General features: G+C 61.8%; 9 protein-coding genes and 1 pseudogene. 7 read left to right on the forward strand and 3 right to left on the reverse strand.

Going from position 1 to position 11,812, the window contains the following annotated elements; translation table 11 throughout:
* The first annotated feature begins 454 nt into the window (after positions 1-454).
* The 5 genes from VF672_RS17505 (at position 455) to VF672_RS17525 (ending at position 5,714) form a co-directional block, all read left to right on the forward strand.
* Entirely contained in the window at positions 455-1,438 is a 984-nt protein-coding gene (locus tag VF672_RS17505; RefSeq protein ID WP_331105824.1) for a LacI family DNA-binding transcriptional regulator, read from the forward strand.
* A 105-nt stretch (positions 1,439-1,543) separates the two neighbouring features.
* Positions 1,544-2,365, forward strand: a complete 822-nt coding sequence (locus VF672_RS17510) for an AP endonuclease (protein WP_331105818.1) — start codon at positions 1,544-1,546, stop codon at positions 2,363-2,365.
* The gene (locus VF672_RS17515) at positions 2,358-3,323 is read left to right on the forward strand and encodes a sugar kinase (protein ID WP_331105819.1); all 966 of its coding nucleotides are present in this window, start codon (positions 2,358-2,360) and stop codon (positions 3,321-3,323) included. Before VF672_RS17510 ends, VF672_RS17515 begins: the two co-directional genes overlap by 8 nt.
* A gap of 69 nt (positions 3,324-3,392) precedes the next feature.
* Entirely contained in the window at positions 3,393-4,709 is a 1,317-nt protein-coding gene (locus tag VF672_RS17520; RefSeq protein ID WP_331105820.1) for an MFS transporter, read from the forward strand.
* A gap of 15 nt (positions 4,710-4,724) precedes the next feature.
* Complete coding sequence (locus VF672_RS17525) at positions 4,725-5,714, forward strand: D-glycerate dehydrogenase (protein ID WP_331105821.1); 990 nt, start codon at positions 4,725-4,727, stop codon at positions 5,712-5,714.
* Positions 5,715-5,843: 129 nt separating this feature from the next.
* Here the strand turns inward: VF672_RS17525 and VF672_RS24675 are convergent, their stop codons facing one another.
* Both VF672_RS24675 and VF672_RS24680 read right to left on the reverse strand, forming a co-directional pair.
* The gene (locus VF672_RS24675; RefSeq protein ID WP_414705625.1) at positions 5,844-6,707 is read right to left on the reverse strand and encodes a methyl-accepting chemotaxis protein; all 864 of its coding nucleotides are present in this window, start codon (positions 6,705-6,707) and stop codon (positions 5,844-5,846) included.
* A pseudogene (locus tag VF672_RS24680) lies at positions 6,699-7,469 on the reverse strand (MCP four helix bundle domain-containing protein); the annotation flags it as partial. The pseudogene VF672_RS24680 and the gene VF672_RS24675, both read right to left, overlap by 9 nt.
* Positions 7,470-7,876: 407 nt before the next feature.
* Between VF672_RS24680 and VF672_RS17535 the strand changes: the two are divergent.
* Positions 7,877-8,140, forward strand: coding sequence for a DUF1652 domain-containing protein (locus tag VF672_RS17535; protein ID WP_414705624.1), 264 nt, complete (start codon positions 7,877-7,879; stop codon positions 8,138-8,140).
* A gap of 18 nt (positions 8,141-8,158) precedes the next feature.
* Here VF672_RS17535 and VF672_RS17540 read toward each other — a convergent pair whose 3' ends face one another.
* Entirely contained in the window at positions 8,159-10,459 is a 2,301-nt protein-coding gene (locus tag VF672_RS17540) for a UvrD-helicase domain-containing protein (protein WP_331105826.1), read from the reverse strand.
* Between the two features lie 506 nt (positions 10,460-10,965).
* On the opposite strand from VF672_RS17540, the gene VF672_RS17545 reads away from it, so the two are divergent.
* Entirely contained in the window at positions 10,966-11,661 is a 696-nt protein-coding gene (locus VF672_RS17545; protein ID WP_331105823.1) for a pirin family protein, read from the forward strand.
* The last annotated feature ends 151 nt before the right edge of the window (positions 11,662-11,812 follow it).

Genomic DNA, 11,812 nt, shown 5'->3' on the forward strand with positions numbered 1-11,812 from the left:
TGGGTGCAGGCTGAACGCAGGTCTCGCGCAGTGGGCCGAGCGGCATGGATGCCGCGAGAGCCGCCCCCCGCCATGGATGGCGGATGGCGGCGGGCCCACGGAGCGGGACCGGAGTGAAGGAACCCGACGAAGTCGGGCCAAACCAGTAGCAAGCACCCTTGGTTACTTGGGGATGGTGCGACTTTCGACTTTTCCAAGTAACTCGCCGAAGGCGAAACAGTCTGCCCCCAGGCAGACGCATTTGATCTTCAAGCTTGTGAAACCAAGCCCGCCAAAGGCGAAACATCTGCCGTTAGGCAGATGCTCTATAAAGCGATATTGACGCAAACCACAATCTGGTGTCTCCTGAAACCGGTTTCAGAGCGCCAACCGCTCTCCCCATCCGCCTGCTGATAAATCCAATAAGGGTCAGGCCGTGAACAGCATTTCCACCCCGACGCGCGCACGCGTCACCATGAACGACGTTGCCGACCTCGCCGGCGTCTCCAAGGCCAGCGTCTCGCGCTTCATCGGCGACGACCGCCAACTGCTGTCAGAAGCCATCGCCAAACGCATCGAGCACGCCATCGATGCCCTCGGCTATCGCCCCAACCAAATGGCCCGCGGCCTCAAACGGGGTCGCACTCGCCTGATCGGCATGCTCGTCGCCGACATCCGCAACCCCTACTCCATCGCCGTCATGCACGGCGTCGAAACCGCCTGCCGCAAGCACGGCTACAGCCTCGTCGTGTGCAACACCGACCGTGACGATGAACAAGAACGCCTGCACCTCGCCGCCCTGCGCTCGTACAACATCGAAGGGCTGATCGTGAACACCCTTGGCCATCACCTCGATGAGCTGCGCGAACTGCACAGCGAACTGCCGATGGTGTTGGTGGATCGCAAGGTCGATGAACTGCACAGTGATCTGGTCGGCCTCGACAACGTCGCCGCGGTGCGGCAGGCGCTGGATCATCTGCAGGAAGCAGGTTACCGCGACGTGCTGATGGTCACCGAACCCCAGGACGGCACCAGCTCGCGGATCGAGCGCGTCCACGCGTTTAACGCCCAGATTGCCCAGCGCAGCGACCTGCGTGGCCAGGTCTGCGAAACCGGCGAATCGTTGCGCGATGAGTTGCGTCGCTTCATGGCTCAAGACGGCCCGGGCCCCAAAGCGCTGTTCACGGCCAACGGCGTCGCCACCCTGACCGCCACCCGCCAGCTGCATGACCTGGGCTGCCAACTGTTCAACGACATCGGCCTGATTGCCCTCGACGAACTGGACTGGTACCCCCTGGTTGGTGGCGGCATTACCTCGCTGGCGCAACCGACCCATGACATGGGCATCACCGCCTTCGAGTGCCTGCTCAATCGGCTGCGTGGGGATCAGGAGCCGGTGCGTGTGTACGATTTTCCCGCGCAGTTGATCGCGCGAGGCTCGACCCGACGACAGAGCTGACACCGGCGCCCCTATACCGCAGGTCAGACCCAGCACACCGACGCGAACTTTTACCCGATCTGTTCGTTCGAACAAAAATGTAACCGGTTTCAGAGGACAACAACAATGACCCTTCCCCCCGTTGCCATCAGCCTCGGCGCCTTCGGTGCCGATCTCGTACGTGCCCGTGGCCAGGCCAGTTTCATTGCGCTGCTGGTGGACGCCGGCGTCAAGCGCATCGAGTTGCGCGAAGAGCTGTTCAGTCCCGGTCCCGATGACCAGGATTTCCCCGCCCTCGCCCGTGCCATCCAGGCCCAGGGCCTTGAGTGCCTGTACTCGGCGCCCCTTGAACTGTGGCTCGAAGGCGAGAAGCAACCGAACCCCGAACTCCAGCCAACCCTTGAGCGCGCCAGCGCCTGCAGTGCGTTCTGGCTCAAGGTCTCACTGGGCCATTTTGCCGAGCACTGCGATGTGGCGGCGCTGGCCGATGCCCTTGCGCCCTACGATGTTCACTTGCTGGTAGAGAACGATCAGACCGACCAGGGCGGTCGTATCGCGCCCTTTGTGCAGTTCTTCGCGCAGGTCACCGCGCTGCAAATGCCCATCGGCATGACGTTCGACATCGGTAACTGGCGCTGGCAGGAGCAGTCCGCCAGCGACGCCGCTCAACAACTGGGCCGCTACGTTGAATACCTGCACTGCAAGGCGATTACCCTGAATGCCGCAGGCAAGCTCATCGCCGTGCCGCCCGCACCCGCCGATCTGCGCGAATGGGAGGGGCTGGTCAAGCACATGCCGGTGAACCTGCCCCGTGCGATCGAGTATCCGTTGCAGGGCGCAGACCTGCTGCAGGTGACCCGGGAACAGGTCGGCCTGCTCGCCCGCCTCGGCCAGTCTCACCCGGCACACTCGAACGCCTCGCAAACGGAGGCGCTGAGCCATGTCTGAGATCGATATCCTTTCGTTCGGCGAAACCATGACCATGCTCGTGGCCGAACAAACCGGTGACCTGGCCCAGGTTCGCCACTTTGAGAAACGCATCGCCGGCGCCGACAGCAACGTGGCCATCGGCCTGTCCCGCCTGGGGTTCAAGGTGGCGTGGCTGAGCCGGGTCGGCAACGACTCCATGGGGCGTTTCGTCACCGACAGCCTGGGTCACGAAGGCGTCGACTGCGCTCACGTCACGGTAGACACCGCCCATCCCACGGGTTTTCAGTTCAAGTCACTGGAAATGGACGGCGCCGACCCGGTGGTCGAGTACTTCCGTCGCGGCTCGGCGGCCAGTCACCTGTCGGTCAACGACATTGTCCCCGAACTGCTCAAGGCGCGGCACCTGCACGCCACCGGCATCCCGGCGGCGCTGTCCGACAGCTGCCGGGAGCTTTCCCACGTACTGATGACGCAAATGCGCGAAGCCGGTCGCAGCGTGTCCTTCGACCCCAACTTGCGGCCTTCACTGTGGTCGAGCCAGGCGACGATGATCCGTGAAGTGAATCACCTCGCCAGCCACGCCCACTGGGTCATGCCGGGCCTCGCCGAAGGCGAGTTGCTCACCGGCTACGACACCCCGGCCGACATCGCCCGCTTCTATCTGGACATGGGCGTCGAGGCGGTGATCATCAAACTCGGGGCCAAGGGCGCGTATTACCGTACCCGGCTTGCCGAAGCCTTCGTCCCTGGCGTGCCGGTCGCCAACGTCGTCGACACCGTGGGCGCAGGCGATGGCTTTGCGGTCGGCGTGATCAGTGCGCTGCTGGAAAACCTCGGCTTCGAACAGGCCACCGCCCGTGGCAACTGGATCGGCAGCCAGGCCGTACAAAGCCGTGGCGACATGGAAGGCCTGCCCACCCGCGATGCGCTCGATGCCGCCCAGGCCGCGGCAGACGCGCGACGACAGAGCGCCTGATTCCTCGCTTTCACACACCGAACCTTCATCACCTGCTGCGACAAAAACAACATGCTCAGGGAGCCTGAAATGGAAAAGCTGCTCGAATCCGTCAAACACGCCGGCCTCAAACGTCGCTGGCTGTTGATCATGCCCATCGTCTTCATCACTTACAGCCTGGCGTACCTGGACCGCGCCAACTACGGTTTCGCCGCCGCCTCAGGCATGGCGGAAGACCTGCACATCACCCCCGGCATGTCCTCGTTGCTGGGTGCGTTGTTCTTCCTTGGTTACTTCTTCTTCCAGGTCCCTGGCGCCATCTACGCGCAGAAGAAGAGCGTTAAAAAGCTGATCTTCGTCAGCCTGATTCTCTGGGGCGGCCTGGCCACCCTGACCGGCATTGTCTCCAACGCCTACATGCTGATCGGCATCCGCTTCATGCTCGGCGTGGTCGAGGCCGCCGTGATGCCGGCCATGCTGGTGTACCTCTGCTACTGGTTCACCAAGGCCGAACGCTCGCGGGCCAACACGGTGCTGATCCTTGGCAACCCGGTGACGATGCTGTGGATGTCGGTGGTCTCCGGTTATCTGGTCGCGCATTTCAGCTGGCGTTGGATGTTCATCGTCGAGGGTTTGCCGGCGGTGATTTGGGCGTTCATCTGGTGGCGTCTGGTGGACGAGCGTCCGGCCCAGGCCAAATGGCTGACGGCTGAAGAGAAGACTGAACTGCAAGCGCGCCTGGACGCCGAACAGGTCGGGATCAAGCCGGTGAAAAACTACGCCGAAGCCTTCCGCTCCCCGCGCGTGCTGCTGCTCGCCGCGCAATATTTCTGCTGGAGCATCGGCGTTTACGGCTTCGTGCTGTGGCTGCCGACCATCATCAAGAAAGGCATGCAGATGGACATGGTCGAGGCTGGCTGGCTCTCGGCCCTGCCGTATCTGGCGGCCGTCATCGGCATGGTACTGGTGTCGTGGGCGTCGGATAAAACCCAGAAGCGCAAAGCCTTCGTCTGGCCGCCGCTGTTGCTCGCCGCGGTCGCGTTTTACGGCTCGTATGCGCTGGGCACCGAGCACTTCTGGTGGTCCTACTCGCTGCTGGTGATCGCCGGTGCCTGCATGTACGCGCCGTATGGCCCGTTCTTCGCCATCGTCCCGGAAATCCTCCCGGCCAACGTCGCGGGCGGTGCCATGGCATTGATCAACAGCCTCGGCGCATTGGGCTCATTCGCAGGTTCGTACCTCGTCGGTTACCTGAATGGCGTGACCGGCACCTTGAGCGCTTCGTACCTGTTCATGAGCGGCGCGCTGCTGGTGTCGGTGGTGCTGACGTTGCTGCTCAAGCCGGACAGCAAAGTCAGGCCGCTGAGCGACAAGCCCGGCGTGCGTCCCACGCCTGCCCACTCCTGATCGGGAACCCAGTTAATGACCACCCATGTTGTGCTCTATAAAAAACTCTCGGCGCCACTGATGCAGCGCCTGCAAGCCCAGGCCGAGGTGACGCTGATCGATGATCCGAAATCCAGCGAAGGCCTCGCCCGCTTGCGCGACGCCCTGCCCCACGCCGATGCCTTGCTGGGCGCGAGCGTGAAGCTGGATGCCACCTTGCTGGACCTGGCGCCGAAGCTCAAAGCCGTGTCCAGCGTCTCGGTGGGCGTCGACAATTACGACATTGATTACCTGACGCGGCGCGGCATCCTGCTCACCAACACGCCGGATGTGCTCACCGAAACCACTGCCGACACCGGCTTTGCGCTGATCATGGCCACGGCCCGTCGTGTGGTGGAGCTGGCGAACATGGTCCGCACCGGCCAGTGGAAGCAGAACATCGGGCCGCAGCACTTTGGCTCCGACGTGCATGGCAAGACGCTGGGGATCGTGGGCATGGGTCGGATTGGCGAGGCGCTGGCGCAACGGGGGCATTTCGGCTTCGGCATGCCGGTGATTTACCACAGCCACTCACCCAAGCCTGCGGTGGAAGCGCGCTTTGACGCACGCTATAGGAGCCTCCACGATCTGTTGCGCGAGGCGGACTTCGTCTGCCTGACCGTGCCGCTGACCGCTGAAACCGAAGGGCTGATCGGTGCCGAGCAGTTCGCCCTGATGCGACCCGAGACAATCTTCATCAACATCGCGCGCGGCAAGGTAGTGGACGAGCAGGCGCTGATTGCGGCGCTGCAGAACGGCCAGATCCGAGCGGCCGGGCTGGACGTCTTTGAACAGGAGCCGGTGAACCCGGACTCGCCGCTGTTGAAGATGGACAACGTGGTGGCCACGCCGCACATGGGCTCGGCCACCCATGAGACCCGCGAAGCCATGGCCGAATGCGCCGTGGACAATCTGATCGCCGCCCTGGCGGGCGAACGACCCAAGGACCTGGTCAACCCTGCGGCGTGGCAACATCAAGGACATTGAACTGTAGGCGCCGGCTTGCTGGCGAACCCACTCTGTCAGTCACATCTACAGTGACTGACAGACTGAGTCCGTACGATCGCGGCCCGCAGCAAGCCGGCTTCTGCGGATTCACAGCCTCCGCCGCCGGCGTTAAATCACGAACCGCGCCACCATCGCTTTCAAGTCCACCGCCAGCCGTGACAGCTCATGGCTGGCGGCGCTGGTCTGGTTGGCGCCCGCTGCCGTCTGGGCGGCGAGGTCGCGAATGTTCACCAGATTACGGTCCACTTCCCTCGACACCTGCGCCTGCTCTTCCGATGCGCTGGCGATGACCAGATTGCGCTCGTTGATCTGGGCGATGGCCTCGGTGATCAACTCCAGCGCGTCACCCGCCGAACTCGCCAGGCTCAGCGTCGTGCGGGTGCTGTCGGTATTGCGCGACATGGACTGCACCGCATCGCCGGTCCGGGTCTGAATGCCCGCGACCATCTGTTCAATCTCCGTGGTCGATTGCGCCGTGCGGTGGGCCAGTGCCCGCACCTCGTCGGCGACCACGGCAAAACCGCGACCGGCCTCCCCGGCCCGCGCGGCCTCGATGGCGGCGTTGAGCGCGAGCAGGTTGGTTTGCTCGGCAATCGAACGGATCACGTCCAGCACTTTGCCGATGTCGCGGCCCTGTTCCGCCAGTCCTTCCACCAGCCCGGTGGTGGCTTGAATTTGTTGGGTCATGTCCTGGATCGACTTGACCGTCTCGATCACCCGGTCACGGCCCTGACGCGCGGTGTGGTTGGACTGCTGCGACGCTTCGGACGTCGACACCGCATTACGCGCCACTTCTTCCACGGCCGCGGTCATCTCGTTGACCGCAGTCGCCGCTTGTTCGATCTCGTTATTCTGCTGCTGCAGGCCCCGCGAGGATACTTCTGTCACCGCGCTCAGTTCTTCAGCCGCCGACGCGAGTTGCGTGGAAGAGCCGGCAATCAGTTCGACGGTCTGGCGCAGATTGCGTTGCATAGTCGCCAGGGCGCGCAACAGCTGGGCCGCTTCGTCCTTGCCGTCGACCTCGATGGGCCGGGTCAGATCCCCGGATGCGATCTCTTCGGCGGCGCGCACGGCCCGCGTCATCGGGCTGACGATACTGCGGGTGAGTAGCCAGGCCAGCATGACAGTCAGCAGAACAGCGACGACTGAAACCACGACGATGCCGATGTTCGCCTGATCATATTGCTGTTTGGAAAGCGTCGCGGCATCACTGGCCGCTTGCTTGTTGATTGCGATGAGTTGGTTGATCTGCGTGCCCATCAAATCAGTGGCTTCTTTCATCCGCGTATTGATCATCCCGCGCATATCCTCGATCTTGTCCTGACGGGACAAGTCGAGCACTTTGGCCTGAACATCGAGAAAGATGGCAAGCGTTGCATCAAACTGTTTGAACAAGGCCAACTCTTCCCCTTCGGCCGGCAACGCGGCGTAGGTTTTCCTGGCGTCCTGCAATTTGCCGATCAAATCGGTGATCCGCGCGTCTGTTTCACGCAGCGACGCCGGCTCACGGTTTACAAGGGTTCGGAACGAGGTGATGCGCAACCGCAATGTGTTCTCCAGCATCGCGCTCAAGCTGGCGATGCTGGGTAATTGGTTGGACTCCATGTCGACGGTGGCCAGGCGAATCACGGCCATCCGGTTGACCGAGAACACGCTCAAGCCTATGACCAGTGCGGCAATGAAAGCGAATCCCAGGAATGCGCGAGGCGCAATGTTCATGTTTCTTATCGACATGGATGATCTCTCTGAAAGGCTAATGCTGCGCCGAGTCTTTTTATTGACGCTTGCCCTACTATCGGCAGGGCACTCACTTTCATGTGGGCACTTTAGGCGTTTTCATGAATATATTTATTACCGGTCTTTCCCCAAGGACTTTTTATAGCGCTATATCGATTCAGCTTTATCAAAACTTTATAAGTCGATATAAGCCGATGTGACCGAGATCAACGAAACGTGGAGTTCTTAATTCTGTAGGATTTTTTTCCCGACACTGTCAGAACGCGGTGCTACCTTTAATTGACTCGTGGTCTGCTGGCCAGCCTGTCTCAAGCGACGTCTCGATCGCTGCGGGCGCCTGATCAGACCAGCCGTTTCCCCGCCCTGCGGAGCGTGTGAAGTGCTCGATTGAACGAGGTGGGTCCATGAATAAAGTGACATTTCCGAACGCCTGCCAACTGATGCGCTGGCATTTTCATCCCGTAGGCTTTGAAGCCAACATGGATGCGCCTGGCAGCATGGTGGCCCGTCTGTTTGACCGGGCCAGCGGCGAGACCGTGATCGCCATCGCCGCCATTCCCTGCGCCACCGTGATGAACGCCACGGATGTAGAGCGCATCATCGAGGCCATCGAACTGGAGGTCGAGACCTTCATCCCGAGGCGCGCGCAGTACCTTAATCGGGCCTGAGCAGCTGACCGTCTCACCTCATTCGGCCGAGACATTTCCCCTGCAGTCGTCGAAGAAAGGCTTGTCCCCCGCGACCCGCGCCGAAGCGCGCGCCAGGCTCGTGTCATCGCCGCCCGCGGCGTCAATGAACCAGTAACAATGGCGAACGGCTCGGGTGATAGCCACGTAGGCCAGGCGCAACACCTCGTCCTTCTGCGCGTTGTCGAACGCTTCCAGATCCCCTTCCCGACCCAGACCCGCCAACTGATAGACCTGATTCTTATACGGCGACTGGGTCAAATGCTGACAGTCGCCGAGCAGAAACACCGCGTCGGCCTGCAGACCCTTGGCGCTGTGATACGTCAGCTGCTTGAAACGACGATCCTGGAGCGGTAACGCGTAATCGGCATCGGCGAGGGCCTGCAGCGCTTCCGGCAAGCGGCTGCGTTCGCTGCCTTTGCGATAGAGCAACAGCACCGAGTCACCGGCGTTGTAGTGCTCGGTCAGGCTGGCCAGCAAACGGTCGTCATCGCGGTCCAGCACCGTCACCGGCACAAGCTCTTGCTCCGGGCCGCTGGCTCTGGCTTTCTTGCCACTGATGGCTGGCGCGGCACGCACGATGTGTTCGGCGGCGTCAATAATGTGCTGGTGGCTGCGGAAGTTGTCGCTGAGCATGACCTTGGTGGTCGCAGGCGAGGCAAACTCCTTGGGAAACTCCATGAAAAACTTCGGCGAACTGCCGCGCCAGCCATAGATCGATTGCCAGTCATCCCCCACGCAGAGCAGCGATGACCGCTGCGCACCACGCCCGACATGCAGCGCCGGACCGCGGCTGCGGATCTCGCGCAGACTGGCGCGGATCCACGAAACGATCTGCGGCGAGACGTCCTGAAACTCATCGATCATCAGATGCGAGAGCGGTCTCAGGCCCGCATCGCTGACCAGCTTGAGGTTTTCCGGGGAGTTTTCGCCGAACAGCGAGAACATCCGGTTGTAGGTCATGACCGGCGGCGACTGATCCAGCAGGTGATTTTCGAACGCCTTCCAGAACAGACTCAGCGCTTCAAAGAAGAACCGGTCCGGGTCCTGATCGGAGAAACTCATCTGCGCCACGGCGTCCGGCACGTCCAGGCCCAGGTTTTCGATGAAACTGGCGGCACCGACGAAACAGTCCAGTAGCGGCCCTGCGCTCAACTCGCCCTTAAGCTTGTATTCGAAGCCCGGACCCGCCACTGCCGCCCCAGACAGTGACTGCATCATGCCGCGCGAGGCCTGGTAGTTTTCCAGCCAGATGACCGGCTTGCGGCAGAACGCCTGGAACAACGTACGTTTGATTACCCACTCCGCCCACACCGGCAGCTTGGCGTCCGGCCGGCGCAGGTGTTGATCTTCGCCGGGATCAAAGCCCAGCACGATCCAGGCATCGAGTTCCGCCGCGTACCCGTGAACATGGAACGTCAGGCCACTGACCTCGACGGTCTGGCGCATCGGCTCGACGCCCTGAATCGGCCAGGCACCGGCCCGAATCCACAGGTCCTCGATGACGTCGCACAGCTCTTCGTCGCGCCTGGATGACAAGCCCATCACGGTGATGCGCTTTTGCACGTCCGGGTGGTCGCGGTCCAGTTCCTTGAGTTGCAGGGACTGCCGGTACAACGGCGCCATGACCTCGCGAAAGCGCGGACTGGCGGCATAAAGGTCGCGGTAACACAGGTTCAGCTGCTGGCGCTGCGCATCATTGATGCGCAGGTCGAATGGGTTGCTGTCAGCGCTGTCGTCGAACAACTGGCCGGACTGACTGCTGAGGTTCTCGAACGCCTGCAGTTGCTCGAAACCCGGCAGGCTGCGCGCCAACGGCAGGATGCGCGAATGAAAGGTGCGCACCACCTCGCGGGCCTGACGCAGGGTCAGTTCATGGCCCCACAGCGCCATGATGTCGATGAGTTTGTTGATGAAATCCTTGCGCGACTCGCGGGTGAAGGTCACCACCGTCATGGCGTCCAGCTCGAAGCCCAGGTAGTGGTTGAGCAGCAGCACGCGCAGCACCAGCGAAGTCGACTTGCCCGCCCCTGCGCCGGCGATCACATACGTCGAGGGCGTGTCGCTGAAAATCATCTTCCACTGGGCCGCGGTGGGCTGCGCATGGGCGGGCAGTTTTTCGGCGACGTCCGCCTTGATGCGTTTTTTCAGCTCGTTCGTCAGCGGCAGGCGCCAGTCATCGAACAGATGATCGTCAACCTGGGGGCCACGGTGTTCAAGGGAACGGGTGTCGCGGATCACCAGCACCTGACGGCCTTCTTCGATGCCATCCAGATGACCTTCGGCGTACCCCTCGTTCATCCCCTCGGCATGACCGTTGAGGTAACCATCCGCATGGCCCTGGTGCCACGAAGGCACGTGCTGCGCCCGCATGCGCGACAAGCCGCTGCCGATGACATAGGCAGCGAGCCGTTTGAAAAAAGGCAGACGTTCTGGGGCGTTCAGGTCGGGCGGCAGCTGATGGGCAGGTTGGCCCGAGGGCTTGGCGGATGATTTGGGGGGTAGCTCGGCGGAAAAATCGTGAGGCACGCGGGCTCCGGGGTATCAACGTTATCGACAGGACGCCTATGGTCGCCCCATTCGTCATTCAGCTCCAGTGAAATGCTTTCCGGTCAGAGAGTTAGCCGATAAAGGGCAAGCGGTTTCAGAGCTCCTACAGCGTGGACCAATCGATTAATCAGATGGTAATTACACAAATCTTACGCTTTTTATCGATACTTACCTGATAGATCATAGGTCCATCGACTGACAAGTCATCACCAGCGGCGCCCTGCCATAGGCCCGGCCCTGCTACGGAGGAACTGATCATGCTGCAACTTCGACCTTTCACATCCCTGGGCGGCGCAGACCACGGCTGGCTGAATGCCCATCACCATTTCTCGTTCGCCAGTTACTACGACGAGAGCCGCATGAACTGGGGCCAGCTGCGGGTCTGGAACGATGACGTGATCGAAGCCGGTACGGGCTTTCCGCGTCACCCTCACCGGGACATGGAGATCATTACGTATGTTCGTGAGGGCGCCATTACTCACGAGGACAGCCTGGGCAACCGGGGCCGCACCGAAGCGGGCGACGTGCAGGTGATGAGTGCCGGCACGGGTGTTGCGCACAGTGAATACAATCTGGAGTCGAAGGAGACGCGTATTTTCCAGATCTGGATCATGCCGGATGAGGTGGGTGCGCCGCCTTCCTGGGGTGCCAAGCCGTTCCCGAAAGGTGACCGCGAGGGGTTCGTGACGCTGGCAAGCGGCAAGGCGGACGATGATATCGAGCTGCGGATTCGGGCGAATGCCCGGTTGGTGGCGGCGAATCTGAAGGCCGGTGAGACGGCTGAGTACACGCTGGATGCGGGTCGTCGGGCGTATATGGTGCCGGCGACAGGCATCATCGAGGTCAACGGCGTGCGTGCCAAAGCGCGCGACGGTGTGGCGGTGGAGGATGAGCGTGTGTTGCGGGTGACCGCGATTGAAGACAGCGAGATCGTGTTGGTGGATGTCGCTTGAGGTTGTTTTTCAGCAGCGGTGAATCAAGAGCGTCTGCCTAAGGGCAGACGTTTCGCCTTCGGCGAGTTACTTGATAAAGCCCCAACTAACCAAGGGCTTTTGCTCTCGGTTGGGCCCTTCCTTCGTCAGGGTTCCTTCACTCCGGTCTCGC

The organism is Pseudomonas sp., from assembly GCF_036387035.1.
Classification (GTDB): Bacteria; Pseudomonadota; Gammaproteobacteria; order Pseudomonadales; family Pseudomonadaceae; genus Aquipseudomonas.

Bases quoted from the DNA above. Each gene is read 5' to 3' on its own strand.
- VF672_RS17515 (WP_331105819.1), top strand. From the start codon at position 2,358: ATGTCTGAGATCGATATCCTTTCGTTCGGCGAAACCATGACCATGCTC.
- VF672_RS17525 (WP_331105821.1), top strand. From the start codon at position 4,725: ATGACCACCCATGTTGTGCTCTATAAAAAACTCTCGGCGCCACTGATG.
- VF672_RS17540 (WP_331105826.1), bottom strand. From the start codon at position 10,459: ATGAACGAGGGGTACGCCGAAGGTCATCTGGATGGCATCGAAGAAGGC.
- VF672_RS17505 (WP_331105824.1), top strand. From the start codon at position 455: ATGAACGACGTTGCCGACCTCGCCGGCGTCTCCAAGGCCAGCGTCTCG.
- VF672_RS24675 (WP_414705625.1), bottom strand. From the start codon at position 6,707: ATGCAACGCAATCTGCGCCAGACCGTCGAACTGATTGCCGGCTCTTCC.
- VF672_RS17520 (WP_331105820.1), top strand. From the start codon at position 3,393: ATGGAAAAGCTGCTCGAATCCGTCAAACACGCCGGCCTCAAACGTCGC.
- VF672_RS17535 (WP_414705624.1), top strand. From the start codon at position 7,877: ATGAATAAAGTGACATTTCCGAACGCCTGCCAACTGATGCGCTGGCAT.
- VF672_RS17545 (WP_331105823.1), top strand. From the start codon at position 10,966: ATGCTGCAACTTCGACCTTTCACATCCCTGGGCGGCGCAGACCACGGC.
- VF672_RS17510 (WP_331105818.1), top strand. From the start codon at position 1,544: ATGACCCTTCCCCCCGTTGCCATCAGCCTCGGCGCCTTCGGTGCCGAT.